The organism is Nocardioides sp. S5-5, from assembly GCF_054954065.1.
The window spans coordinates 2,783,340-2,808,640 of the sequence record NZ_CP199913.1 but is presented as its reverse complement, the minus strand read 5'-3'; the positions used below and the strand labels follow the sequence as shown (position 1 = coordinate 2,808,640).

Here is a 25,301-nt window from a genome sequence, read left to right as displayed (position 1 = left end):
CGATCCGGGCCGGCGGCGCGAGCGTCCTCCACAGGGCTCGCGGTCGATGACGTCACCGCCCAGCAACGACACGGCACTAGGCTCGGGCCATGAGGTCAGGCCTGGTCAGCGTCGACGTGCTCCGCGCCACGCTGGAGGAGGTGACCGTGCTCGACGTCCGGTACCGGATGGGCGGACCGGGCGGCCCGGAGGAGTACGCCGCGGGCCACGTCCCCGGGGCGGCGTACGTCGATCTCGACACCGATCTCGCCGCCGAGCCGGGGGTGCGCGGCCGGCACCCGTTGCCCGACGTCGCGGTCTTCGAGGCGGCGATGCGACGGGCCGGGGTGCGGGCGGATCGGCCGGTGGTGGTCTACGACGACTGGTCGGGGCATGCGGCGGCGCGGTGCTGGTGGCTGCTGCGCCATCACGGGCACGCCGAGGTCCGGGTGCTCGACGGCGGCTGGACGGCGTGGCGCGAGGCGGGCGGCGGGGTCGCGACCGGCGCCGGCGCGGCGCCGGAGCCTGGCGACTTCGATGCGGTCCCGGGAGCGTTGCCGGTGGTCGACGTGACGACCGTCCAGGGGGCGCGGGTCCTGGTCGACGCCCGCGCGGCCGAGCGGTACCGCGGCGAGGTGGAGCCGGTCGACCCGGTGGCCGGGCACATCCCGGGCGCGGTCAACCTGCCGACCAGCCGCAACCTGGACGCGGGCGGCCGGTTCCGGGACCGGCGGCCCTGGCGGCGACGTACGCCGAGGTCGGGGCCGTGCCCGGCGCCGACGTCGCCGTCTACTGCGGGTCGGGCGTGACGGCGGCCCACGACGTGCTCGCGCTGGAGCTCGCCGGGGTCCGCGCCGCCCTCTATCCGGGCAGTTGGAGCGAGTGGGTGGGCGACCCGAGCCGGCCCGTCGCTACCAGTGGACGCCCCTGAACAGCTGGGCCATCAGCATCTGCTCGGTCTCGCGCCGGTTGGAGGCGGGCGCCTCCTCGGCCGCGGCGGCCGCCTGTGACGCGGGCTTGTGGCCCTTGGCGGCGGCGGAGTCCGGGAACACCTGATAGGCCAGGTTGAGCACCCGGAAGGCGGTGCGCGGCGCGATCGTGTGGGCCAGCTCGCCGGCGGTGCCGAGCGCGGTGTTGATCTCGTGGGGCTTGTCGACCATCGCCTTGACCACCACGTCGGCAGCCTGCGCGGGGGAGATGGTGGGGAACTTGTCGTAGATCTTCGTCGGGGCGATCATCGGCGTGCGCACCAGCGGCATGTGGACGTTGGTGAAGCTGATGCCGTGCCCGACGACCTCGGAGGAGACGACATTGCTCCACGCGTCGAGGGCGGCCTTGGAGGCGACGTACGCCGAGAACCGCGGCGGGTTGGTCTGCACGCCGATCGAGGAGATGTTGACGATGTGACCCGAGCGCTGCTCGTGCAGCCGGGGCATCAGGCCCATCACGAGCCGGATCGCGCCGAAGTAGTTGAGCTGCATGGTGCGCTCGAAGTCGTGGAACCGGCCCTGCGACAGCTTCAGCGAGCGGCGGATCGAGCGGCCGGCGTTGTTGATGACGTAGTCGACGCTGGGCAGGTCGGCGCTCAGCTGCTCGCACAGTCGGTCGATCGCCTCGAGGTCGGACAGGTCGCAGGGGAATACCTCGGCCCGACCGCCGCGCAGCTCGATGATGTCGCGCGTCGCCTCGAGCTTCTCCTTGCCGCGGGCGACGAGGACGGGGATGCCGCCGGCCTGGGCGACCTTGAGCGCCACGACCTGGCCGATGCCGGAGGAGGCGCCGGTGATGACGACGTACTTGTCCTTGAGCGCGGCCACGGCCTTCGGGTCGCGGCCGGTGGCGTCGTCGAGGTTCTCCTCCCAGTAGCCCCACAGCGCGCGGACGTAGGTCTCCAGCGGCGGCACGCTGATGCCGGACCCGGCGAGCGCCCGCTCGGTGATCCGTGAGTCGAAGACCGAGGGGAACGACGAGTGGGCGAGCACCTCGGCCGGGACACCGAGCCGCCCGATGGTCTGGTCGAGGACCCGCTGGGCCGGGGCGGAGCGGACGACGGCGTTCATCAGGTTGATCGGACGCAGCGCGCGCGGGATCAGGCCGAGCGGGCCCGCGGTGGTCAGCGACCGGTCGACGGGCGTGGCGAAGCGCGGCGCGCCGGCGGCCGAGCAGAACGCGTTGATCATCTCGATCACCGGCTGCGGCTCGGGGTTGACCAGGTGGAAGGCCTCGCCGTCGCGGTCGGGCAGGTGGCCGAGGTGGTCCATCGCCTTGGCGACGTAGTCGACCGGCACCAGGTTGGTGTCGCCGAGGTCGACTCCGACGAGCGGCAGCCAGGCGGGCAGCGAGTCGCGCAGCCGCTTGATCAGCGGGAAGAAGTAGTAGGGCCCGTCGATCTTGTCCATCGCGCCGGTCTCGGAGTGACCCACGACGATCGCGGGACGGTAGACCCGCCACGGGATGGTGGCCTCGTCGCGGACGATCTTCTCCGACTCGTACTTCGTGCGGTGGTAGGGCGAGGGCAGCGGTTGACCCTCCTCGAACATGGTCTCGTCGAACCGGCCGTGGTAGTCGCCGGCCGCGGCCACCGACGACACCTGGTGGAACACCCCGGCCCGCAGTGACTCGGCGAGGTCGAGCGCGTTGCGGGTGCCGTCGATGTTCATCGCGTCGTTGGTCGCGTCGTCGGCGGTGATGTCGTAGATCGCCGCGAGGTGGAAGAAGTGGTCGATCCTCCCCTCGTGCTCGGCGACCCAGGCGGGGTCGACGCCGAGCCCGGGTTGGGCGAGGTCGCCGACGACCGGCTGCACCCGGTCCGAGCCCCACTGCCGGATCAGTGCCTCCATGCGCGGGAGCGAGGACGCGCGCACGAGGACGAAGACCGGGCCCTCGCGGTGGTCGACGAGCTCGGCGATGAGGTGACGCCCGATGAACCCGGTGGCGCCGGTCACGAAGTAGGCCATGCGCGAACGCTACGCGCTTTTGCCCGGCTCCGTTACCGGCCGGTCACCTGCTACTGGTCCCCGCCGCCGAACATGATCTCGTCCCAGCTCGGGACGGACGCGCGGCCACGCTTCTTCTGCACCGGGCGGCGGTGCTTGGCCCGCTCCGCCTCGGTGTCCGACCGGGCCTCCTCGGCGTCGTCCGGCTCCTCGGCCGTCGCGCGGATCGGCTCGTCGGCGAGCGGCTGCGCGGCCTCGCCGGACACCAGGTCCAGGGCCTGGTCGACGGAGTCGCCGAGCGGCAGTGCGTCGTCGACGGAGTCGAGGGCCGCTCCGCCCAGCGGAAGCTCCTCAGGTACGGCGACGAGCCGGCGCTCCCGGGCCTGCTGGAGGTCGTCGCGGGCCGGTGGGGCGGCAGGCGCGGCCACCTCGCCGATCAGCCAGCGGGCGTCGTCGTTGTCGGAGAGGACGTAGTTGCCGGGGGCGTCGTAGGTGAACCGCGCGACGCCGCCGCGCTCGGAGGTCTCGAAGGTGCCGGTGAGCACCCAGCGGCCGGTGTCGCGGCGGTAGGCGTCCCAGGTCACGGCCTCGGGACTGCCGCCGCGCCCGCGCAGGTGGGCGGCCACGGCGTCGCCGAGCACCCGGCTGTGGGCCGGACCGCTCTGCCCCTCGCCGGGTGTGCGCCGCACCGACGCCTTCTGGGCCCGCTCGGCGATGTGCTCGCGCTCGGCGAGCACGGGGGCGACGTAGGGCATGATCGCCTCGACGGAGGTGCCGGCGGCCTCGGCCACCGCCTCCGCGGACTCGCCGGATCGGATCCGGGTCTGGATCTCGCGGGGCCGGATGCTGCTGCTCATCGGTGTCTCCAATCGACGCGGTGAGTCGCCGCGCACGGCTGCGCGCAGGTCGGGGGTGATGTCGAGCGTGAACTCACCGCCCTGGTCGTCCACGAGCAGCAGGCGCCGCCGGTCGGACCCGGCGGACTGGCCAGTGGCGAGGCTCAGGCGCACGGGGCGGCCGGTGCCGCCCTGGTCCGCCGTGTCGGTCATGCTGCCCTCGGGTCGTCGGTGCTGGTCGTCGGTGCTGATCGGGTGGGGCTGGTCTGGTTGCTCAGGCTATCGGTCGAGCCTACGCCCTCCAGCGGGCCCGTCCGCGGACGTAGAGCCAGGTGTCGCCCTGCCTCCGGAACCGGCTGATCTCGTGCAGCGAGCCGGGCTGGCCGTCGCGGGCGAAGCGGGCCACGAACTCGACCATGCCGCGCTTGTCGGCGGGGCCGCCGGCCTGGGCGGCGAGGACCTCGAGGCCGGTCCACTCGATCCGGTCGTCGAGCTGCAGCGCCGGCGGCTGGGTGGCGGGATGCCAGGTGTGCAGCAGGTAGGACGCGAGCCCCTTGGCGAACGCGGAGTACCGCGAGCGCATCAGTGCCTCGGCGGTCGGCGCCGTGCCGGGGTCGCGGTGGTAGGGGCGGCAGCAGTCGTCGTACGTGCGGCCGGAGTCGCACGGGCAGGCCGGGCGGGCGGGAGGCTCAGCCACCGAGCACCCGCTCGAGGTAGGCGTTGGTGAAGACCCGGTCGGGGTCGAGCCGGTCGCGCAGGGCCACGAAGTCGGGGAGCCGCGGGTACAGCCCGGCGACGTCGTCGGCGGCGAGGGTGTGCAGCTTGCCCCAGTGCGGCCGGCCGCCGTGGGCGCGCATGATCGGCTCCATCACGGCGAAGTAGGCGCGGTGGTCGGCGCGCCGATGGGTGTGGAAGGCGAGGTAGAGCGAATCGCGGTCGTACGACGTCGACAGCGGCACGTCGTCGGCCGGTGCGACCCGGATCTCGACCGGGAAGGAGACGGTCAGCCCGGAGCGCTCGAACGCCGCGCGGCACTCCCGCAGCGTGTCGAGGCCGACCGCGCGGGGGACGGCGTACTCCATCTCGCGGAAGACGACCCGGCGCTCGGTGGTGAAGACCCGGTGCGCGATGTCGGTGTAGGTGCGTGGCCCGAGCAGCCGCGAGGCGAGCCGGTTCGCGGCCGGGATGGCGCGCGGCGCCAGGTTGAGGGCCGCGGTCTGGGCGCCGAACACGGTGTTGGACAGCAGGTCGTCGTCGAGCCAGGCCCGCCAGCGCGGGAGCGGCTCGGCGGCGGCGAGGTCGGTGCCCATCCGGGTGTTGCGCTTGGTGAGCATCCGGTCGGAGTGCGGGAACCAGTACATGTCGACGTGGTCGTGGGCCGCGGTGAGGTCGTCGAAGGCGGCCAGTGCGTCGCGCCACGTCATCGGCCGCTCCTCGGCCCGCAGCAGGAACAGCGGCTCGACGGCGAAGGTGATCGTGGTCAGCACGCCGAGCGCGCCGAGGCCGACCCGCGCCAGGTCGAGGACGTCGGGGTTCTCGGCGGTCGTGGCCCGCAGCACCTCGCCGGTGCCGGTGACCAGCTCGAGGCCGACGACCTGGGCGGCGAGGCCGGCGGTGCGGCCGCCGGTGCCGTGGGTACCGGTCGAGATCGCGCCGGCGAGGGTCTGCTCGGCGATGTCGCCCATGTTGTGCAGGCTCAGGCCGAGCCGGGCGAGCTCGGCGTTGAGCACCTTGAGCTGGGTGCCGGCCAGCGCCGTGACGGTCATCTCGTCGCGGTCGACGGCGACGATCCCGCGCATCCGCTCGGGTCGCAGGTGGACGTGGCGCGGGGTCGCGATGCCGGTGAAGCTGTGGCCGGTGCCCGTGCTCTTGACCGTGCGGCCGGCGGCCCGGGCACGACGGACGACCTCGGCCACCTCGGCGGAGCCGGCCGGCTCGACGGCCTCGAGCCCTCCGGCCGACTCGAGACCGGACCAGCTACGCCAGCTCGCCGGCGCGCTCTGCCCCGTCGGTCCGGTTGGGGGTGTGCTCATGGGGAGGCACGCTATCCGGCCGGCGCGTGACCCGGATCAGCAGCGCGCCGACGAGGACCAGGATGCCGCCGACCAGGCAGACGAGGTACGCCGGGGAGGCGCCCGCGTCGTCGATGACGAGTCCGGCGACGGCCGCGCCGGGCGCGAGTCCCACGGCCAGGCCGGTCTGGATGAACGCCATCCCCTCGGTCAGCCGGGGCGCCGGGAGCACCTGCTCGGCCAGCGACATCGTGGCGATCAGCGTGGGGGAGATGGCCAGGCCGCTGAGCAGCAGCACGGGCGCCATCACGGCCAGGTTCGGCACGAAGGCGAGAGGCAGGGTGGCGAACGCCATCGCGACCGCGCCGACGCGCAGCCGGGCGAGCGGGCCGCGCTGCCAGGTGATCGCGCCCGACACCACGCCGGCGAGCAGGCTGCCGAAGGCCCACACCGCGAGGAGGAGACCGGCCAGCGACTGGTGGCCCTGCTCGTCGGCGAACGCGACGGTGACCACCTCGGCCGCGCCGAACACCACGCCGAGCGCGGCGGCGACGAGGGTGAGCGGCGCGATCGCGGCCCAGGGCATCGGCGGTCGGGCGGCGCGCAGGTCGGCGCGCGGGTGGGCGGGCGGCTGGGTCGCGCGCTGGAGCGCGAAGGCCCAGGTGCCGGCCAGGCCGACGACCAGCGCCGTCCCCAGTCCCGCTGCCGGGTGGACCGCGGTGGCGAGCAGGGTGACCGCGACCGGCCCGGCGATGAACACCGCCTCGTCGCCCACCGCCTCGAAGGAGAACGCGGTGTGCAGCAGCGCCGGCCGGTCGGCCAGCGTATGGGACCATCGGGCCCGCACGCAGGTGCCGACCGAGGGCAGCGAGGCGCCCGCCAGCATCGCGAACGCGTACGTCGACCAGGTCGGCCAGTCCCAGGACAGCGAGCCCATGGCCAGCGCCAGGCCGACGCCCCACAGCGTGATGACGACCGGCAGCACCCGGCCCTGGCCGAGACGGTCGATCAGGCGGCCCTGCGGGATCGCGAACACGGCGTTGGCGATCACGGCGACCCCGGAGACCGAGCCCGCGAACCCGTAGGAGCCGGTCTCGTGCTCGGCGAGCAGGACGAGACCGAGCCCGACCATCGAGATGGGCAGGCGGGCGACCAGCCCGGTCAGGCTGAAGCGTGCGGTGGCGGGCGTGAAGATCCGGCGGTAGGTCTGCAGCATTGCGCGCCCATCGTCCTCCCTACGATGGGCGGGTGCCCAATCCCGAACAGGCTCCCTACGACGCGCTCCTGCTGCTGTCCTTCGGCGGGCCCGAGCGGCCCGAGGACGTCGTCCCGTTCCTGGAGAACGTCACCCGTGGCCGCGGCATCCCGCGCGAGCGACTGGAGGTGGTGGGGGAGCACTACTTCCTGTTCGGCGGCCGCTCGCCGATCAACGACCAGAACCGGGCGCTGATCACCGCCGTCGAGAAGGACCTGGCCGAGCACGGGCTGGACCTCCCCGTCTACTGGGGCAACCGGAACTGGGAGCCCTACCTCGCCGACGCCGTCGAGCGGATGGCCCGCGACGGCGTCCGCCGGGTGCTGTGCCTGGCCACGTCGGCGTACTCCTCGTGGTCGAGCTGTCGCCAGTACCGCGACAACCTGGCCGACGCGCTCGCCGCCGTGCCCGAGGACCTGGTGGCGCCGGAGATCGACAAGATCGGCGCCTACTACGACCACCCCGGCTTCGTCACCGCGAACGCCGACGGCGTGCTGACGGCCCTGGCCGAGCTGCCCGACGAGGTCCGCGACGATGCCCGGCTGGTGTTCGTCACGCACTCGATCCCGATCTCGATGAGCGAGTCCAGTGGTCCGGAGGGGGGCGCGTACGTCGCCCAGCACCTCGAGGTCGCCGCCGCCGTCGCCGCGCAGGTCGCCGCCTCCACCGGTGTCGAGCGCGCGCACGAGCTGGTCTACTGCTCGCGCTCCGGCGCGCCCCACGTCCCGTGGCTCGAGCCCGACGTCAACGACCGGCTCGAGGAGCTGGCGGCCGAGGGCGTCGCGGCCGTCGTGCTGATCCCGGTCGGCTTCGTGTCCGACCACATGGAGGTCGTCTACGACCTCGACACCGAGGCGCTCGCGACCGCCGAGCGGCTCGGCCTCCCTGCCCGCCGGGCGGCGTCCGCCGGCACCCACCCCGCGTTCGTGGCGGCGATCCGCGACCTGGTCCTGGCCCGGGCCTCCCGCGAGCGCGCGCTGACGCCGGTGCCGCGCGACCACTGCCCGCTGGGCTGCTGCGGGGGCGGTCGATGACCGAGGCCGAGCCCGCCGCGCTCCGGGCCCTGGCCGAGGAGGTGGCCCGGTCGGCCGCCGTCCTGGTCCGCGAGCACGCGACCCGCGGCGTCTCGGTGGCCGCCACGAAGTCCAGCGACATCGACGTGGTCACCGCCGCCGACCGCGCCAGCGAGGAGCTGATCCGCCGCCTGGTCCTCGCGGCCCGCCCCGACGACGGCTTCCTCGGCGAGGAGGGCGACGACGTCGTCGGCAGCTCCGGCGTGCGCTGGGTGGTCGACCCGATCGACGGCACCGTGAACTTCCTCTACGGCATCCCCGAGTACGCCGTCTCGATCGCCGCCGAGGTCGCCGGCGAGGTGGTCGCCGGCGTGGTGCTCGACGTCGCCAAGGACGTGCTCTACACCGGCCACGCCGGGGGAGTGCCCACCCGCGACGGCGTACCGCTCGCGGTGCGCGGACCCGCGCCGCTCGCCCACCGTCTGGTCGCCACCGGCTTCAACTACACCCGGCCGGTGCGCGAGATCCAGGCCGCGGCGGCCGCCCGGCTGCTGCCTCGCATCCGCGACATCCGGCGGACCGGCTCCTGCGCGCTCGACCTGTGCCGGGTGGCCGAGGGCGCCCTGGACGGGTACGTCGAGGAGGGCGTCCACCTGTGGGACCACGCCGCCGGTGGACTCATCGCCCGGCTCGCCGGCGCCCGCCTCCTGGTGACCCTCGGGGCCGGCGGCCAGGAAGCCGTCGTCTGCGCTCCCGAGCACGGTTTCGACGAGTTCCTGGAGGCCGTCCGGACCGCCGGATTCCTGCGGGAATAGGACCGCGCCGGGGACTGTTCTGCCGACTCGCACCGCCCCGGGTGTCGCGAAGTGGCTCCCATGGTGCACAATCTGCCGCGCCCGTCCGCACGCTTCCGCGGATGGCGGCCAGCTGAGGGGAGAGAGCAACCAGTCATGGCGACTGACTACGACGCACCGCGCAAGAACGAGGATGAACAGTCCGAGGAGAGCATCGAAGAGCTCAAGGCGCGCCGCCACGACAAGAACTCGGGCAAGGTCGACGAGGACGAGACCGAGGCGGCCGAGTCCTTCGAGCTGCCTGGCGCCGACCTGTCCCACGAGGAGCTCGCCGTCGAGGTGAAGCCCAAGCAGGATGACGAGTTCACCTGCATGAGCTGTTTCCTGGTCCACCACCGCAGCCAGCTCGCGGATCCCAAGAAGATGATCTGCAAGGACTGCGCCTGACCGGTCGTCGAGGAGGTCGCGCAGCGACCCTCTCGAGACGCCCGAGTGTGCTGCCCGGCCGGTGCCATCCGCGTTGGGTGCAGCACCTCAGGTGACCTCGCGCCACGACCTCGCCCGCTCGCAGCGCGAGGTCGTCGGCGCTCCTCGATCGTCGCCCGTCATCGGCGCGTTCGCGCGTTCGCGCGCTCACGCACGGATGACTCAGGTGTCGCCCTTGCGCAGCCCGGGCGGCAGCTGACCGGTCGACTTCAGGTAGTAGCCGGCCGCCCGTCGCTGGGCGAGCATCTTGGCGAGCGCGACGAAGGTTCCGCTCACGGCCGCCCACGCGATCGCCTCCCAGACGTCGACGTCGGGGTCGGCCGGGTTCACCGGCGGCTTCTTCCCGGTGGCGGCCCGCCAGCTGGTGTCCAGCCCCTTCTTGGCGACCGCGGCGGCGCCGAGCGCCGCGACCAGGGAGAACGTCGACCAGACCTTGGAGCTGTCCTTTGCCATGGGGCCGAGCCTACTGGTCGACCGACCCGCCCGTCCGGACGGCGTTGAGGGCGCCGGCGAGGGCGCGGGGGTGGCGGGAGCTGACCAGCCAGTACGGCGCCGGGTCGGCCGGGTCGGTGATCTCCACCTTGACCGACTGGCGCAGATAGGGGCGCAGCAGCAGGTACGCGCGCGCGTCGGCCTCGGGGCCCGACACCCGCCGGGTGCGGTCGGCGTCGAGAGCCTCGGCGGCGCCGACGTACGTCATCTCGATCCGGGCCCGGCCGGCGCGGAACCAGCCGTCGGACACGACGACCCGGGCTCCGCCGTAGGACCGCAGCCAGGCGGCCATGCCGGCCAGCACCACGCCGGTCACCACCCAGGCGAGCCAGGCGGCGTGGCCGATCAGCGCGACGATCAGGGTCAGCCAGAGGGTCGCCACGAGCATCGTGCCCTGGGCCCACCAGCGCAGCGGGACCCGCAGCCGCTCCTGGTAGCTCGCACTCTCGCTCACGGGGAGGATGATCCCATCCCGCCCCAGACACGCGTGCCCTAGGGTCTCCCCGTGCCCGACCGCTCCGCCCCTGACCTGGTGATCGCCGTCGAGCAGCTCGACCCCGGGCTGCCGTTGCCGGCCTACGCCCACCCGGGCGACGCGGGCGCCGACCTGGTGAGCGGCGTCGACGTCGACCTGAAGCCCGGCGAGCGGGCACTGGTGCCGACGGGGATCGCGATCGCGCTGCCCGAGGGGTACGTCGCGCTCGTCCACCCGCGCTCGGGCCTGGCCGCGAAGCACGGACTGTCCATCGTGAACACCCCGGGAACCGTCGACGCGGGCTACCGTGGAGAGATCAAGGTGCTGCTGATCAACCATGACCCGGTCGAGGCGATCACGCTGCGCCGGGGAGACCGCATCGCCCAGCTGGTCGTCCAGCGGGTGGAGCGGGCCCGGTTCGAGGTGGTGACCGCCCTTCCGGACAGCGTGCGTGGCAGTGGCGGCTACGGTTCAACCGGAGGGTTCCAGTCGTGAGGAGGACACAGTGAGGCTGCGGCGCAAGGCTGCCGACGAGGCCGTCGAGGACGCGGGGGCGGAGACCACCGAGGTCGACGAGGCCTCCGAGGTCGGCGCGAGCGACCCGAGCGCCGGCCCGTTCGACGCCGACGACATCCCCGACGACGGCGTGGCCCGGCTCGACCTGGGCTCGTTGCTGGTCGCCCCCACCGAGGACCGCGAGCTGCGCGTGCAGGTCGACGAGCAGTCCGGCGCGGTGCGTGCGGTGCTGCTGGCGACCGACGCCGGGGCGCTCGAGCTGCGGGCCTTCGCGGCCCCGCGCAACGGCGACCTGTGGAGCGAGATCCGTCCGCAGATCGCGGCCGACGCCGCGCGCCGGGGCGGCACCGCCACCGAGCGCGAGGGTCGGTTCGGCACCGAGCTGGTGTGCGAGGTGCGGATGACCCGTCCCGACGGCGCCACCGGCACCCAGACCTCGCGGGTGATCGGCATCAACGGCCCGCGATGGCTGCTGCGCGCCACCCTGCTCGGCGACCCGGCCCGCGACCCCGACTCGGCGCAGACCTGGGAGGCGGCGATCGCCCAGGTCGCGGTGCGCCGCGGCGCCCACGCCATGCCTGTCGGCGAGCAGCTCCCGCTCTCACTGCCCGAGGGCGCCACCCCGCGCGCCGTACCCACCAGCTAGCCCCGCCATGCGCACCAAGAGCCGGCTGCGGCGCACGATCAGCAAGTGGGCCAACCCTGACGAGGCCGAGGCCCGTGATCTCCGCAAGACGTTCAGCGGCAGCGGCGTGGTGTGCATCGGCGACGCCCCCGACCGCGCGCCCGTCCGGCTGCGCGGCACGCTGCGCACCGTCACCCTCCGCCCCCGCGGCGGCGTCCCGGCCCTCGAGGCGGAGCTGTACGACGGCACCGGCGTCGTCACCGTGATCTGGCTCGGCCGCCGCCGGATCGCCGGCATCGAGCCCGGGCGGGCCCTCGAGGTCCGGGGCCGGACCGGCAGCCAGGACGGCCACCGGATCCTCTACAACCCCCGATACGAGCTGCTGTGAACGCCGCGATCGGGATCGACACCGTCGAGGCGCTGGTCCGCCGGCAGCTCGCGTCCGCGCTCGGCGGGCGGCGCGGGATGGCGGAGGCCGCCATCCCGGGCGTCGTGTTCACCGCCGTGTGGCTGTCCACCAAGGAGCTCCAATGGGCCCTGGTCGGCAGCCTCGTGGTCGCCGGCGTGGCCCTGGCGGCCCGGCTCGTGCAGCGCTCGAGCACCCAGTACGTCCTCAACGCGGTGTTCGGCATCGGCATCGGCTGGGTGTTCGTCCGCTGGGCGCAGAGCTCCGGCGGCTCGGAGTCCGATCAGGCGCTGGCCTTCTTCCTGCCCGGCATCCTGATCAGTCTCGGCTACACGGTCGTGCTCGGCTTCACCTGCCTGGTCGGCTGGCCGATGCTCGGCTTCATGCTCGGCAGCGTCACCGGCGACCCGACCGCCTGGCACGCCGACTCCCAGGTCGTGCGGCTGTGCAGCCGGCTGACCTGGGTGATGCTGCTGCCCGGCGCGATCGGGGTGCTGCTGCAGGGACCCGTCTGGCTGCTCGGCCACAGCGGACGCATCGACGCCGACCAGGCCGTCGTGCTCATCTTGATCCTGCGCACCGGCCTGGGCTGGGTGCTGCGGATCGGCTCGTGGTCGGTGATGGTCTGGCTGTTGGCCCGCAACGCCACGCCGTTGGAGAAAGCGTCCCCGGCGGCCGACGTCAGCCCGTAGTCTCCCGTCGGGACACGGCGGTCCCGGCCGTCCACGGGACGGCTCGGTCGATGGGGGACAGGCACATGGGGATGGACGCGGCTCGGAGCCGGTGGCTGGGAGCGGCGATCTCGCTGCTCGTCGTGCTCGGAGCGCTGGCGGCAGCGCCGCCCGCGCAGTCCGCGGCCGGTGCGCGCCCGGTCGTGACCAAGGTGACGCCCGCCCAGGGCGCGCAGGCCGGCGGTACGCAGGTGCGGATCCGCGGCCGGGGCTTCACGCGCCGCACCAAGGTCTATTTCGGCACGACCCGGGCGAAGGTGCGGATGAGGTCCTCGCGCCTCCTCGTCGCGCGAGCGCCCGCGGCGGCCCAGCCAGGCACGGTCCGGATCCGGGTGGTCAACGGGTCCCGCAGCAGCGCCCGCTCACGCAAGGCCCGCTTCACCTATCGGGGCGTGGGACTGCCGACACCGACCCCGCCGACCATCCCGACCCCACCGACTCCGGACCCGGACTCCGACCCGGATCCCGAGCCGAACGACAGCGGCGACGCCGCGGTGTCGGTGCCGATCTCGGCGACTGAGGACGCCGTGCTGTGGGGCCGGTCGGCCCTGGAGGTGCGGGTGCCGGCCGGCGCCGCGGGCGCGGTCCCGGCCACGCTCACCTGGACGCCGGCCCCCGCCCGCCGCGGCCCGCTGACCGACGACCTGGACGTCGTCGACTTCGGGGACCTCGACCTCAGCTCGGGCCAGCCGCGCTCCCCACTGACGATGACCTGGCACTTCGCGACGCCGCTGCCGTCCGGCCAGGACGCCTCGTTCTTCTCCGGCGACCCTGAGAGCGAGGCCCTCGTCCCGCTGGCGACCCAGATCTCCGCCGACCGGCGCAGCGCCACCGCTCAGGTCACCCACCTGAGCCCGAAGTCGTTCGCCACCTGGGTCGGCGGAGACGTGGCCCGGGCCGCGGGCCAGCTGTTCAGCACCCGGGGCGAGCGGCCGACCTGTGTCGGCGACCCGCCTGCGTGGGTCACCGGCAGCACCTATCTCGACGAGGACCAGGAGCTCGACTACCCGCTCCTCGTCTGCACCGGGCACGACCCGCAGGACTCCGAGCGGTACGTCGTCAAGGTGACCAACAACCGCGGCCACGGCCTGCTGCTGACGGTGCCGGTGCCCTGGTCGGCCCTCGCCCTGTCCGGGGCCGAGGGCTTCGAGGAGCAGCTCCTCCAGGCCATGGACCTCTCCGGTCTCGCCGGCGAGCACACGGTGCTGCTCCTTCCCGGCCAGCAGGCGGCGTTCACCTTCAGCGTGGACGACGTGGCCGGCGCTGACGGACAGTTCACGATCCAGGGCTCACTCGACGCCAGCGCCTTCCTCTACGGGCTCGCCGCGCAGGGCATGGAGGTCGCGCTGTCAGCGGTGCTCGGTGCCGGGTCGGTGCACAGCACCCTGATCGCGGCCGTCGCGGTCGCGCACTGCCTGCCGCCCGGTGGCCTGTCCGGATCGGTCGCGGAGCTGCTGTCCTCCGTCGGCGGGGCGATGACCTGTCTGGGCGACGGCCGCGCGATCGGCCGCATCCTGCGCGCCGAGCTCGGCGACGCGTTCTACGACGCCGGGGTCTTCCAGGATCTCAGCGTGTGGGCCAAGGCGATGAAGCGGATCAACGGGCTGCTGACCGTCTTCACCCTCTTCCAGACCGGCTCCGACGTCGCCACGACCCTGGCCTACCCGGCGAACACCCTGGCGGTCACCACCGATCTCGCTCCGGCGACCTCGCCCTTCATCACGACCGCGGCGTTGCCCGGCGCCCGGATCGGGATGTCGTACGACGTGCCCCTGGCGCTCGCCGACGTCCGGGTCGGCACCTGGTCGGCCGTGGGGCTGCCGGCCGGCCTGGAGCTCGCCGGCGCACACGTCTCGGGCATCCCAGCGCCGGAGGCCGTCCCGGGTGTCTACCCGGTGACGGTCAGCTTCCTCGACGAGGCCCAGCGGACCGCCCAGCGCACCTTCCGGCTCAGTCTCTTCCCGCAGGTCGCGATGTCGGTCGAGCCGTCGCTCGACCGGACGGGCCGCTACCTCGCCTACACCATGGTCACGCCTGAGCCGGCGCGCGGGGTCATCGCGACCTGGGACACGACCGGCGACTTCGCGTGGGTGTCGGTCCGTCCCGACGGCACGCTGCCGGAGGGTGCCTCGTCGGCGGCGGCGACCAACGCCGACGGCCGGTTCGTCGCCTTCGTCTCCGAGGCCGACGACCTGGTGCCGGGCGACGGCAATGGCAAGGCGGACGTCTTCCTCTGGGACCGGCTCCTGGCCCGCACCGGCAACGGGCTGACCCGGCTGTCGGTGTCCGGCGAGCTCGCGCCCGGTACCCGTCTCTCGCTCAGCGGGGACGGGCGGTACCTCACCTACACCGCCACCGTCGCCGGGCACCATGAGGTGCATCGGGTCGACCGGTTCGCGCCCTCCGAGCCCGACGTGGTCGACGCCTGTCCCGGTGGCTACGACCAGGCCTCGAGCGGTGCCGAGGCGATCAGCGCCGACGGCCGCTATGTCGTCTTCCGCGGGTACGCCACCGAGGACGGCTCCAGCCTGATGGCCGCGTGCCTGTGGGACGCGAGGTCCGGCACCGCGACGCGGATCAGCCGCACGCCGAGCGGCGGCGAGCCCGACTATCCCGACTCCAGCCACCCGGCGATCAGCGACGACGGGACCACGGTGGCCTTCTTGTCGGACGCGGCGAACCTGGTCGAGCCCGCGGCGTCCACCGCACCCGCGCTCTACGTGTGGGACCGCGACGTCCGCACGATGACCCACGCGCCGGCCAACCCGTGCCAGGCCGCCGGACCCGTCGTCGCGCAGCCCACGCTCAGCGGCGACGGGCGCCTGGTGGGCTGCGACGGGGCTCCCGTGGTGTGGGACCGCGACGCGTCGTACGACCCGGACGGCCTCCCGCTGACCTTCCTGCCGCGGGCCGGTGACGGCAGCCCGGCCACCTTCGACGGCACGTCGCTCAGCATCGGCGGCGACGGCCGGTGGGCGGCGTTCGTGCACAGCTCGAACGACCTGCCCGCAAGCACGGGCTGGTACCCGCAGGTCTTCCTGGCCTCGGTGGAGACCGGGGAGACCTACCGGGTGCCGTGAGCTACTTCTCCGGGTGCGAGCCCGGGGCCAGCAGCCGCTCGAGCTCGTCCTCGGCCTCGGCCGGCACGACGAACAGCAGCTCGTCGCCGGACTCGACGGGCTGCTCCGGGGTCGGCACGTAGACCTGGCCGTCGCGCAGGATCGACACCAGCGCGCAGTTCTCCGGCAGCGGGATCAGACCGGACTCCTTGCCGACGTACGGCGAGTCGGCCGGCAGCACCATCTCGACCAGGTTCGCGTTGCCCTTGCGGAAGGTGAACAGGCGCACCAGGTCGCCGACGCTCACGGCCTCCTCGACCAGCGCGGACATGATCCGCGGGGTCGACACGTTCACGTCGACGCCCCACGCCTCGGTGAACAGCCACTCGTTGTTGGGGTGGTTGACCCGGCCGACGGTGCGCGGCACGCCGAACTCGGTCTTGGCGAGCAGCGCGGTGACCAGGTTGGCCTTGTCGTCGCCGGTGGCGGCGATGACCACGTCGCACTTGTCGAGGCGGGCCTCCTCCAGCGACGACAGCTCGCAGGAGTCGGCCAGCAGCCATTCGGCGTCGGGCACGCGCTCGGGCCGGATCGAGGACGGGGACTTGTCGATGAGCAGGACCTCGTGGCCGTTCTCGATCAGCTCGCGGGCGATCGAGCGACCCACGGCACCTGCTCCGGCGATGGCGACTCTCATGTGTTCGTGGCTCCCTCGGGCTGCTTCAGTCACCGTGCTCGGGCCCACGGCCGAGCACCTCGTAGGCGTGGTCCGCGGACTCCTCGCGGGTGACCAGGTGGAGCATGTCGCCCTCCTGGATGACGCTGTCGCGGTCCGGCAGCAGGCCCTCGCCGAGCCGGTCGATCCAGGCGACCCGGCACCGGGCCTGCTCCTGGAGCTGGCCCACCCGAGCGCCCACCCAGACCTCCGGGGCCGGGATGTGGTCGACCCGGATGGTGCCCGACGGGTCGCGGAAGTCCGGCTCGGCGCCGGCCGGCAGGATCCGGCGCAGCACCTGGTCGGCGGTCCACTTGACCGTCGCGACCGTCGTGATGCCGAGTCGCTGATAGACCTCGGCCCGGCCCGGGTCGTAGATCCGGGCGACGACCTGCTGGATCCCGAAGGTCTCCCGGGCCACCCGCGCCGCGATGATGTTGGAGTTGTCACCGCTCGACACGGCCGCGAACGCGTCCGCCCGCCGGATGCCGGCCTTCTCCAGGACCTCCTGGTCGAAGCCGATCCCGGGGATCTTGTCCCCGTTGAACCCCGGGCCGAGGCGGCGGAACGCATCGGGCTCGGAGTCGATGATCGACACCGTGTGGTTACGGTCCTCGAGACTGCGGGCCAGGGTCGAGCCGACCCGGCCGCAGCCCATGATCACGACATGCACGGTGAGCACGCTATCCCACGCACCATGCGCGGCGGCACGGCCGGCGGCGATGCCCTACCGTTGTCGCTCGTGGGTGTCGGAGACGTATCGAAGCGCATCCTCCTCGGACGCAAGCTCCGCAGCGCCCAGCTCGGGGAGACCCTGCTGCCCAAGCGGATCGCGCTCCCGGTGTTCGCGAGTGACGCGCTGTCGTCGGTGGCCTACGCCCCGGACGAGATCTTCATCATGCTGGCCATCGCCGGCGCCTCGCAGTACATCTGGTCGTGGAAGATCGGCATCGCCGTCGCGATCGTGATGGCGGCGGTGATCGCCTCCTACCGCCAGACGGTGCATGCCTACCCCTCCGGCGGCGGCGACTACGAGGTGGCGAAGGTCAACCTCGGGCCCACGGCGGGCATGACGGTCGGGAGCGCGCTGCTGGTCGACTACGTCCTCACGGTCGCGGTGTCGATCTCCTCGGGCGCCAACTACGCCGCGTCGGCGCTGCCCGCGTTCCAGCACCACGAGGCGAGTGTCGCGGTGGTCCTGGTCCTGCTGCTGATGGCGATGAACCTGCGCGGGATCCGCGAGTCGGGCACCTTCTTCGCGGTGCCGACCTACCTGTTCATGTTCGCGATCCTCGGCATGTGCGCGTTCGGCTTCTTCGAGATGGCGGCCGGCTCGCTGCCGTTGGCCGAGAGCGCCGACCTCGAGATCACCCCGAAGGAGGGCTGGGAGGACCCGATCACGACGTTCGGGCTGGTGGTCCTGCTGGCTCGCGCATTCTCGTCGGGGTGCGCGGCCCTGACGGGTGTGGAGGCGATCTCCAACGGCGTCCCGGCGTTCCGGCGTCCCAAGAGCAAGAACGCCGCCTCGACGCTGCTGCTGCTCGGCCTGATCGCGATCACCATGATGATCAGCGTCATCGTGCTGGCCAAGCAGATGGGTGTCCGCTTCGTGGATCCCCACGAGTTCGAGCGGCTGACCCGCGACGGCAGTCCGGTGCCCGCCGGCTTCGACCAGCACGCGGTGATCGCGCAGATCGCGCGTGCGGTGTTCTCCGACTTCAGCCCCGGCTTCTACTTCGTCGTCGCGGTCACCGGCGTCATCTTGGTGCTCGCCGCGAACACCGCCTTCAACGGCTTCCCGGTGCTCGGCTCGATCCTCGCCAAGGACGGCCTGGCCCCGCGCGCGCTCGGCGCCCGCGGTGACCGGCTCGCCTACAGCAACGGCATCGTCTTCTTGGCCCTGATGGCGATCATGCTGATCATCGCCTTCGACGCCGAGACCACGAAGCTGATCCAGCTCTACATCGTCGGCGTCTTCGTCTCCTTCAACCTCAGCCAGCTCGGCATGATCCGGCACTGGACCCGCGTGCTCACCACCGAGCGCGACGTGGCCGAGCGTCGGCGGATCTACCGCTCGCGGACCATCAACGCGGTCGGCCTGTCCTTCACCGCCGTCGTCCTGGTCGTGGTGCTGCTGACCAAGTTCCTCGCCGGCGCCTGGATCACCGTGCTCGCGATGGGCTTCTTCTTCGCCGTGATGAAGGGCATCAAGCGGCACTACGACAACGTCGAGCGCGAGCTCGCCGCCGACGAGACCGACAAGGCGCTGCCGACCCGGGTCCACGCGATGGTGCTCGTCTCCAAGCTGCACAAGCCGACCCTGCGCGCGTTGGCGTTCGCGAAGGCGACCCGGCCCAACGCGCTCGAGGGCGTCTACGTGTCGGTCGACCAGTCGGAGACCGCGCGGCTGTTGGAGGAGTGGGACGAGCGCAACACCGGCATCCCTCTCAAGGTGCTCCACTCGCCGTACCGCGAGGTGGCCAAGCCGATCGTCGAGTACGCCTCCGCGATCCGCCGCGCCAACCCGCGCGGCGTCGTGGCGGTCTTCATCCCCGAGTACGTCGTGGGCCGCTGGTGGGAGCAGTTCCTGCACAACCAGACCGCGCTGCGGCTCAAGGGCCGGCTGCTGTTCAGCCCCGGCGTCATGGTCATCTCCGTGCCCTACCAGCTGCGGTCCTCCGAGATCGCGCTGGAACGCGAGGAGCGCGAGGAGCACCGCATCCACGCCGGCGACCTGCGGCGCGGACGGGTCCGCGGCAACGACCGGCGGGGCCGGAGATGAGCCGGCCCGCCCGGCGCCCCCCGCGGCGGCCGCGGGCCCGGACCGCGCGTGGCGACTCGGTGGTCGGACGCCGGTTCGAGGCCGAGGTCGGCCCGGTCGCCCACGGCGGCCACTGCGTCGCGCGGGTCGCGCCGGAGGTCGAGGAGGTCGAGGAGGTCGCGCAGCGACCGTCCCGAGACCGGGTGATCTTCGTCCGGCACGCGCTGCCCGGCGAGCGGGTCGTCGTCGAGATCACCGAGGGCACCGAGGGCGACCGGTTCTGGCGTGGCGACGCCGTCGAGGTGCTCACGCCCTCGCCTGACCGGGTACACGCCCCCTGTCCGTACGCCGGCCCCGGGCTGTGCGGCGGCTGCGACCTCCAGCACGTCGCGGTCCCGGCCCAGCGCCTGCTGAAGGCCGACGTCGTCCGTGAGCAGCTGCGCCGCCTGGCCCGGCTCGACGTCGAGGTGACGGTCGAGGCCGTGCCCGGTGACCACGACGGGCTGCACTGGCGCACCCGCCAGCGCTACGTTCCGCTTCCCGACGGCGGCCGCGGGATGCGCAAGCACCGCTCCCACGACGTGATCCCGGTCGAGGCGTGCCTGCTCGAGGCGCCCGCCGGTCCGTCGTACCAGGTCCGGGGGAGGGCGTTCGAGGTCGCCACCGCGCCGGATCAGGGGGCGAGCTTCTGGCAGGTCCACCCGGGCGCCCCGGAGGCCCTGGTCGGCGCCGTGCTCGAGGCCCTCGACCCGCGACCGGGGGAGAGCGCGCTCGACCTGTATGCCGGTGTCGGGTTGTTCTGCCGGTTCCTCTCCGACGCCGTCGGACCCACCGGCCGGGTGGCCGCGGTCGAGGGCGATCGGGCCGCCTCCGCGCTCTCGGAGCGCAACTGCCCGGGGATCACCGCGGTGCCCGGCGATGTGGCGTCCGTGCTGGCAGCGGGACTTCCCGCTGTCTGGGGCCACGCCGACCTGGTGGTGCTCGACCCGCCGCGGGCAGGGGCCAAGCGGGCCGTGGTGGAGCAGGTCGTCGCGCGCGGCCCGCGCGCGGTGGTGTACGTCGCCTGCGACCCCTCCGCCTTGGCGCGGGACGTCGCGATCTTCGCCGAGCACGGCTATCGGCTCGCGTCGCTGCGTGCCTTCGACCTGTTCCCGATGACACACCACGTCGAGTGCGTCGCCCTGCTGACAAGAAGTGGCCCTGATCTGCGCTGATGCGCATGGGGTCCTCGCGGTCGGTCCTGAGAATCGGCCGATCATGCGTGGCGACGGATTCGACGGCGGCGCGCAGCCGAGCCGCGTCCGCATCGGGAGAGTCGTAGGTCGTCGCGCTGGAGCCCATTGCATCCCGGGTCGCGACCGCACACCGATGATCGCTTGGCCGCGCATCGCGTGCAGGCGGCGCAGGGACAGCGCGGGTGTCGTTGTGGTGCGCGGCTCGGCCGTGGCGGTCATGACATCTCCTGTGGTGGGTGATGCTCTGCTCCGGATGTCCGGCTCCCGAGGACGTCCCGGCGCGGCTCGGTGGGCCATTCGTCGGCGAGGAGCGCGTAGGTCAGGGAGTCCAGCCAGTGCCCGGTGCGGTGCAGCGCATCGCGGCGGGCGTGGGCTTCTCGACGCATACCGAGACGTTCCATGAGGCGCCAGGACGCTTCGTTGGCGGCGAAGCAGTCAGCGGTGACGCGGTGGACGCCGAGGTCTTCGAAGCTGTGGCGGAGGAGTTCGCGGACGGCTTCAGTGGCGTGCCCGCGGCCGGTGTGGACGGGGTCGAGGACCCAACCGAGCTCGACCTGCCTTCCGGAGGCACGGTCGGCGACGACGGTCTGGGACCACGCGTCGTGACGGCGGAACACGACGTCGCCGACGGTGGTGCCGTCGTGGAGCTCCACCATGACGGTGGTGGCGAGCCGGGCGGGCCGGGTGAACAGATCGCGGTAGCCGTCAAGGGTGTCGGGGCAGCCGGTGAGCCATTCGTTGACTTCGTCCAGCCGGCGGTAGCTCCAGGTGGCTTCGACGTCTGCGATGGTGGCGGGACGCAAGGTGAGCCGGTCGGTGCGCAGGGGTCGGGACAGCGCACACACGCGGCTGGCAGGGTCGACGGTGTTCAGGCGGAGAAGCTCGACTCCGATATCGCGCAGTCCCGTGAGGACTCCGTGCAGCTGGGCCTGGTCGGCCGTGCCGGCAAGGGTGCTGGTCCCGTCGGCAGCCCGCGTGATGGAGAAGCCGCCGAGCCGTCCGCTCCAGTGATCGTCAAGGTGGCCTCGCACCGTCATCTCGTATGCGACGGTGTCGGGGGCCCTCATCGGGCACCGGCACGCAGGTCGACACCGGACCGGCCCCCGCCGTCGTGGGTGGCGCGGCGGATGGCCCCCAAGGCGACCGCGACAGGCCAGCCGGCCCCCGAGGGCCGCCTGGTGCGTGTCGTCGCGGTGGTGGGGCCGGTCACCGGCCCACGGGCTCGTCGCAGCCCGCACCGGTCGCGACGCCCCGAGCGGCGACGGTTGTGGGGGTGTCGACCCGGTTGCGCCACAGCGAGGACCCGAGGCCGACGAGCGCAAGGCCGACCGGGATGGCGAACGGCCGGTTGAAGGACTCCGGAAGGACGGCCAGGGCGAGGGCGGAGACGGTGCCGTAGGAGAACAGGAGCGACGCCCAGCGGGGCAGAATGCCGGCGCGGAAGAGGGCGATGCCGAACAGGAGGCCGCCGATGGAGTACCCCATGCCGGTGACCATGAAGAGGGTCTGAACGGCGCCGAGCTCGGCTCCCGAGGTCTTGGCGAGGGCTGCGTCGAGGTAGGCCTGGACGTAGCGGGGGTCGGTCTCCGACAGGGTGGGGAGGACGCAGGCGACGATGACCTGGTTGGCGAACATGGCGAGGTAGCCGATGACGACGAGCACGTAGCTGACGGCGCCGAGGACGCCGAGCTGGTGACGGTTGCGGACGAGCATCCCGGTGAGCCCGGCGATGGTGAGGGCCGCCATGGTCATCTTCGCGATCTCGCGGACCCGGAAGTCGAGGCTGGTGATGTGGGCGAGATCGGCGGGCGGGTGATTGATCTGGACGACGGCGTACAGGGCGCCGGCGACGACGGCGCACGCACCGGCGGCGGCGGTGAGACGGCTGCTTGTGAGGGTCATGTCGAGTCCTTGGTATCGGGTCCCAGGCGGCTGCCTGGCGATGTCGAGAACGCTAGGAATCGACGTGGTGAGCGCACATCACCATGTGATGTGACCGGGTGGGTGATGTGTGCAGGCGGGTCAGAGGAGGCCCAGTTCGCTCGCTCGTCGAACTGCGGCGCGGCGGGTGTTGACGTCGAGCTTGGTGAAGACGTGCTTGGTGTGGGTGCGCAGCGTGTTCACCGACACGAACAGGTGCCGAGCGATTTCGGGACCGGTGAGCTCCGAGGCGAGAAGCCGGAGCACGTCGAGCTCTCGGTCGCTCAGTCCCGGCGCGCCGGCTGAGGGACCGGCAAGTCCGGGGGCATCTCGGGGGGTGGGTGCATCGGGTCCTGATGGGGTGGTGAGGAGCTGCCGGGCGTAGTCGCCCGCCTCGGGTGGGCCTTGACCAGCCACGTGAGCGAGGAGCTCGTGAGCGGCGGGACCTTCGTCGAGGAACAGCCGGCGGTATCCGGCGGCAACGCCGAGGGTGAGGGCTGCGGCCATGTCGACGGCTGCCGCATCGAGGTCTCCGGCGGCGTGGTGGGCGAGGGCACGGGCGAGGTGGGCTTCGAGAATGCTCCCGTTCCGTGCCGCGCGCGCGGCTGCGTCGAGGACCCGGCCGGCGATTGCCTTGGCGTCGGCGTGGGCACCCTGTGCCGACCGCAGCCGCACGAGGGTGAGGAGCTCGTACTCACGCAGGTACGGCACGGGGCCGTCGGCGCCGGCCGTCCCCGGTGAGTCCGAGAGCCCTCGGCCGCGGGCCCAGCCGCGGGCGTCCTCGAGCCGGTCGATCATCACCCACACCCGCGCCCGGGCTGCCGCGACGGGGCGTACGTCGGGGAAGTAGCCCGGCAGGTACAGCGCTTCAGCCTGGCCGAGAAGCGCGTCGGCGCCGTCGAGGTCACCACGGGCGCGACGCACGGCTGCGGCCGTGGTGAACCAGCGGTGCCGGTTCTCCGGCAGCGAGGCTCGGTCGCCGAGGCTGCGGGCCGTATGGAGGTGTTGTTCGGCTGCGTCGAGGTCGCCTTCCTCGCAGAGGACGCAGGCAAGACCGACGTACAGGTCACCGGTCGTGGACAGCCACGGCCCGGACTCCTTCTCCGCCTCCGCGATGGCGCGCTCGTACAGACCGCGTGCCCGGTGCGGTTGGCCGCGGCCGAGCCACATCTGGGCGAGGACGACGGTGGAGCCGAGCGCGTCGGCACGCATGCCGGCCGCCTCGAGGCTGGCGATGGCGTCGTTGAAGGTGTCGACACCTGTCTCGAGGTCGCCGGCGGCCCACGCGGCCAGGCCGAGGAACCCGAAGGCGGCGCCGCGGGCGAAGTGGTCGGCCGGCCCGGCAAGGGTCAGGGCGCGGCGAGCCTGGGCGACGGTGCCGTCGGTGTCGCCGCGGGCCTGGGCGACCGCGGCTCGGTACACCGACACCGTCGCCGGCAATTCACGTAGTTCGGCGTCACGATCGGCGACTGCGGTCGCGAGCGGCCCGTGCGACGGGAACGGGGCGGGCCGGTAGGTGTCCATGCGGGCGTCGGCCGCGTCGAGCCACGGTTCGACGCCGTCGACATCTCCGTGGGCCAGGCGGCTCCAGGCGACGAATGTGGCCAGGAGCGGTCGGTCGCGGACGACGTCGAGGTCGAGGCAGGTGGCCCATCCGCGCAGGGTGGTGTCCTGGCGTCGTCGTCGCTGGTCGCCGAGTGCGAGTTCGATCAGGTCGGCCGCGTAGTCGTGGTCGTTCGCGACGAGGGCGTGGTGGATGGCGTCGGCCAGGAGCCCGGCATCGGTCAGCCAGCGGGCGGCCGCGGCGTTGAGGGCATCGGCGCGGCCGGGAAGGTCGCTGGGCACTCTGGCTCGCAGAGCGTCGGCGAAGAGGTGGTGATAGCGGAACCAGCGGCGTTCCTCGTCGAGGGCGATGACGAACAGGCCGTGTGCTTCCAGCTGTTCGAGGAGGTCTTGGCTGTCGGTGCGGCCCGTGACGGCGTCGCAGAGACCGGCGGTGAGCTGGGTGAGGACGGACGTGGCAAGCAGGAACGTGCGGATTTCATCGGGCTGACGACTGAGAACCTCGTCGAGGAGGTAGTCCAGGACGAAGCGGTGGCTGCCGGAGAACGACTCGACGAACCTCGTCACCTCGGCTGTGTCGTCGCCGCGCGTGCGGGCGGAGAGCGCCGCGAGCTGCAGGCCGGCAGCCCACCCCTCGGTTCGCTCGCCGAGCGCGGTCACCAAGGCTGGGGCGAGGTGAAGGCCCATGGTGTCGTTGAGGAACTGGCTGGTCTCGTGGTGGGTGAAGCGAAGCTCGCCCGCGCGGAGCTCGACCAGCTCTCCGCGGGCGCGGAGGCGGGCGACGGGGAGCGGCGGGTCGGCGCGGGTGGTCATGGCGATGGTGACCTGCGGCGGCAGGTTGTCGAGCAGGAACCCGACCGCTTGATGGACCTCTGCCTTCTCGATGAGGTGGTAGTCGTCCAGGGCGATGACCATCCGTCCGTCCTGGGTGTCGAGGTCGTTGATGAGGCTGACCAGCACGTCTTCGAACGGTCCGGTGTCAGCCTCGAGCAGGTGGACTGCCTCGGCGCCGAGCTCGAGCTCGCCGGACACGGTCGCGGGCGGACTGGTTGTCTGCAGCGCTGCGATGAGGTGGCCGAGGAAGCGACGGGGGTCGGAGTCTTCGGCATCCAGGGACAGCCAGGCGATGCGCGGCAGAGCGTGGCTCGTGCCCGAGTCGGCGGTGGCGCGGAGCCATTGGGTGAGGAGCGTGGTCTTGCCGAACCCGGCTGGTGCCGCGACCAGCACCAGCCGCGGCGACGCTTCACCGGGTTGAGCGTCGCGGGGCAGTTGGTCGACGAGGCGCGGGCGGGAGACCAGCGCTCGACGAGCGGCCGGTATCCGAAGCTTGGCCTCCAGCGCAGGCATGGCCTCAGCGTAGGGCCGGGACTGCGCGCCGGGGACGCGAACGATCGCGTTCACGTCGATGCCGTCGGCGCCTTCGCGACGACGCACCACGTCGACTGCGTCGCGCTGCTGACGCCCACCTCCCCGGAGTGGCGCAGGGCTCGCG

At 72.7% G+C, this 25,301-nt stretch carries 23 protein-coding genes; 11 read left to right on the top strand and 12 right to left on the bottom strand.

Going from position 1 to position 25,301, the window contains the following annotated elements; genetic code table 11:
* Nucleotides 1–89 precede the first annotated feature (89 nt).
* On the top strand, nucleotides 90–788 hold the full coding sequence (locus ACUP6Y_RS13295) for a sulfurtransferase (protein WP_462551199.1): 699 nt from the start codon (nucleotides 90–92) through the stop codon (nucleotides 786–788).
* Between the two features lie 102 nt (nucleotides 789–890).
* Here ACUP6Y_RS13295 and ACUP6Y_RS13290 read toward each other — a convergent pair whose 3' ends face one another.
* From ACUP6Y_RS13290 to ACUP6Y_RS13270, 5 genes are all read right to left on the bottom strand, one after another.
* On the bottom strand, nucleotides 891–2,936 hold the full coding sequence (locus ACUP6Y_RS13290) for an SDR family oxidoreductase (protein WP_462551198.1): 2,046 nt from the start codon (nucleotides 2,934–2,936) through the stop codon (nucleotides 891–893).
* Between the two features lie 50 nt (nucleotides 2,937–2,986).
* Nucleotides 2,987–3,964 (bottom strand): septation protein SepH, encoded by a 978-nt coding sequence (gene sepH, locus ACUP6Y_RS13285; protein WP_462551197.1) that lies wholly within the window; start codon nucleotides 3,962–3,964, stop codon nucleotides 2,987–2,989.
* 79 nt (nucleotides 3,965–4,043) lie between these two features.
* The gene (locus ACUP6Y_RS13280; RefSeq protein ID WP_462551196.1) at nucleotides 4,044–4,448 is read right to left on the bottom strand and encodes a YchJ family protein; all 405 of its coding nucleotides are present in this window, start codon (nucleotides 4,446–4,448) and stop codon (nucleotides 4,044–4,046) included.
* A complete protein-coding gene (locus ACUP6Y_RS13275; protein ID WP_462551195.1) occupies nucleotides 4,441–5,784 on the bottom strand; it encodes a D-arabinono-1,4-lactone oxidase in 1,344 nt (447 codons plus the stop codon). Before ACUP6Y_RS13275 ends, ACUP6Y_RS13280 begins: the two co-directional genes overlap by 8 nt.
* Nucleotides 5,729–6,979: an MFS transporter gene (locus tag ACUP6Y_RS13270; protein WP_462551194.1), complete on the bottom strand. Its 1,251-nt coding sequence runs from the start codon at nucleotides 6,977–6,979 to the stop codon at nucleotides 5,729–5,731. Before ACUP6Y_RS13270 ends, ACUP6Y_RS13275 begins: the two co-directional genes overlap by 56 nt.
* 32 nt (nucleotides 6,980–7,011) lie before the next feature.
* Here ACUP6Y_RS13270 and ACUP6Y_RS13265 point away from each other — a divergent pair, with 32 nt between their 5' ends.
* The 3 genes from ACUP6Y_RS13265 to ACUP6Y_RS13255 all read left to right on the top strand — a co-directional run bounded on the left by ACUP6Y_RS13265 (nucleotide 7,012) and on the right by ACUP6Y_RS13255 (nucleotide 9,272).
* Nucleotides 7,012–8,052 carry a ferrochelatase gene (locus ACUP6Y_RS13265; protein WP_462551193.1) on the top strand — a complete coding sequence of 347 codons (1,041 nt, stop codon included), beginning with the start codon at nucleotides 7,012–7,014 and terminating at the stop codon, nucleotides 8,050–8,052.
* Nucleotides 8,049–8,846 carry an inositol monophosphatase family protein gene (locus tag ACUP6Y_RS13260; protein ID WP_462551192.1) on the top strand — a complete coding sequence of 266 codons (798 nt, stop codon included), beginning with the start codon at nucleotides 8,049–8,051 and terminating at the stop codon, nucleotides 8,844–8,846. Before ACUP6Y_RS13265 ends, ACUP6Y_RS13260 begins: the two co-directional genes overlap by 4 nt.
* Before the next feature lie 135 nt (nucleotides 8,847–8,981).
* Complete coding sequence (locus ACUP6Y_RS13255; protein ID WP_462551191.1) at nucleotides 8,982–9,272, top strand: DUF4193 domain-containing protein; 291 nt, start codon at nucleotides 8,982–8,984, stop codon at nucleotides 9,270–9,272.
* Nucleotides 9,273–9,473: 201 nt separating this feature from the next.
* Here ACUP6Y_RS13255 and ACUP6Y_RS13250 read toward each other — a convergent pair whose 3' ends face one another.
* Both ACUP6Y_RS13250 and ACUP6Y_RS13245 read right to left on the bottom strand, forming a co-directional pair.
* Nucleotides 9,474–9,764 carry a DUF4235 domain-containing protein gene (locus ACUP6Y_RS13250; RefSeq protein WP_462551189.1) on the bottom strand — a complete coding sequence of 97 codons (291 nt, stop codon included), beginning with the start codon at nucleotides 9,762–9,764 and terminating at the stop codon, nucleotides 9,474–9,476.
* Nucleotides 9,765–9,774: 10 nt separating this feature from the next.
* Complete coding sequence (locus tag ACUP6Y_RS13245) at nucleotides 9,775–10,257, bottom strand: DUF3093 domain-containing protein (protein ID WP_462551188.1); 483 nt, start codon at nucleotides 10,255–10,257, stop codon at nucleotides 9,775–9,777.
* Between the two features lie 51 nt (nucleotides 10,258–10,308).
* Here ACUP6Y_RS13245 and dut point away from each other — a divergent pair, with 51 nt between their 5' ends.
* The 5 genes from dut (at nucleotide 10,309) to ACUP6Y_RS13220 (ending at nucleotide 15,636) form a co-directional block, all read left to right on the top strand.
* Nucleotides 10,309–10,773, top strand: a complete 465-nt coding sequence (dut, locus tag ACUP6Y_RS13240) for a dUTP diphosphatase (protein WP_462551187.1) — start codon at nucleotides 10,309–10,311, stop codon at nucleotides 10,771–10,773.
* Nucleotides 10,774–10,783: 10 nt separating this feature from the next.
* Nucleotides 10,784–11,440, top strand: a complete 657-nt coding sequence (locus ACUP6Y_RS13235) for a DUF3710 domain-containing protein (RefSeq protein WP_462551186.1) — start codon at nucleotides 10,784–10,786, stop codon at nucleotides 11,438–11,440.
* A gap of 7 nt (nucleotides 11,441–11,447) precedes the next feature.
* Nucleotides 11,448–11,807 carry an OB-fold nucleic acid binding domain-containing protein gene (locus ACUP6Y_RS13230; RefSeq protein ID WP_462551185.1) on the top strand — a complete coding sequence of 120 codons (360 nt, stop codon included), beginning with the start codon at nucleotides 11,448–11,450 and terminating at the stop codon, nucleotides 11,805–11,807.
* Complete coding sequence (locus tag ACUP6Y_RS13225; RefSeq protein WP_462551184.1) at nucleotides 11,804–12,517, top strand: DUF3159 domain-containing protein; 714 nt, start codon at nucleotides 11,804–11,806, stop codon at nucleotides 12,515–12,517. The genes ACUP6Y_RS13230 and ACUP6Y_RS13225 overlap by 4 nt, the downstream gene beginning before the upstream one ends.
* 71 nt (nucleotides 12,518–12,588) lie before the next feature.
* Nucleotides 12,589–15,636 (top strand): IPT/TIG domain-containing protein, encoded by a 3,048-nt coding sequence (locus tag ACUP6Y_RS13220; protein WP_462551183.1) that lies wholly within the window; start codon nucleotides 12,589–12,591, stop codon nucleotides 15,634–15,636.
* A gap of 1 nt (nucleotide 15,637) precedes the next feature.
* On the opposite strand, the gene ACUP6Y_RS13215 is transcribed toward ACUP6Y_RS13220, so the two are convergent.
* Complete coding sequence (locus tag ACUP6Y_RS13215) at nucleotides 15,638–16,312, bottom strand: potassium channel family protein (protein ID WP_462551182.1); 675 nt, start codon at nucleotides 16,310–16,312, stop codon at nucleotides 15,638–15,640.
* A 25-nt stretch (nucleotides 16,313–16,337) separates the two neighbouring features.
* Entirely contained in the window at nucleotides 16,338–17,003 is a 666-nt protein-coding gene (locus ACUP6Y_RS13210; RefSeq protein ID WP_462551181.1) for a potassium channel family protein, read from the bottom strand.
* Between the two features lie 69 nt (nucleotides 17,004–17,072).
* On the opposite strand from ACUP6Y_RS13210, the gene ACUP6Y_RS13205 reads away from it, so the two are divergent.
* Nucleotides 17,073–19,112 (top strand): APC family permease, encoded by a 2,040-nt coding sequence (locus tag ACUP6Y_RS13205; protein ID WP_462551180.1) that lies wholly within the window; start codon nucleotides 17,073–17,075, stop codon nucleotides 19,110–19,112.
* Complete coding sequence (locus tag ACUP6Y_RS13200) at nucleotides 19,109–20,305, top strand: class I SAM-dependent RNA methyltransferase (protein WP_462551179.1); 1,197 nt, start codon at nucleotides 19,109–19,111, stop codon at nucleotides 20,303–20,305. Before ACUP6Y_RS13205 ends, ACUP6Y_RS13200 begins: the two co-directional genes overlap by 4 nt.
* A 236-nt stretch (nucleotides 20,306–20,541) precedes the next feature.
* On the opposite strand, the gene ACUP6Y_RS13195 is transcribed toward ACUP6Y_RS13200, so the two are convergent.
* The 3 genes from ACUP6Y_RS13195 to ACUP6Y_RS13185 all read right to left on the bottom strand — a co-directional run bounded on the left by ACUP6Y_RS13195 (nucleotide 20,542) and on the right by ACUP6Y_RS13185 (nucleotide 25,156).
* Nucleotides 20,542–21,393 carry a GNAT family N-acetyltransferase gene (locus tag ACUP6Y_RS13195; RefSeq protein ID WP_462551178.1) on the bottom strand — a complete coding sequence of 284 codons (852 nt, stop codon included), beginning with the start codon at nucleotides 21,391–21,393 and terminating at the stop codon, nucleotides 20,542–20,544.
* 139 nt (nucleotides 21,394–21,532) lie between these two features.
* Nucleotides 21,533–22,228 carry a hypothetical protein gene (locus tag ACUP6Y_RS13190; RefSeq protein WP_462551176.1) on the bottom strand — a complete coding sequence of 232 codons (696 nt, stop codon included), beginning with the start codon at nucleotides 22,226–22,228 and terminating at the stop codon, nucleotides 21,533–21,535.
* Between the two features lie 120 nt (nucleotides 22,229–22,348).
* The gene (locus tag ACUP6Y_RS13185) at nucleotides 22,349–25,156 is read right to left on the bottom strand and encodes a LuxR C-terminal-related transcriptional regulator (RefSeq protein ID WP_462551175.1); all 2,808 of its coding nucleotides are present in this window, start codon (nucleotides 25,154–25,156) and stop codon (nucleotides 22,349–22,351) included.
* Nucleotides 25,157–25,301: the final 145 nt, after the last annotated feature.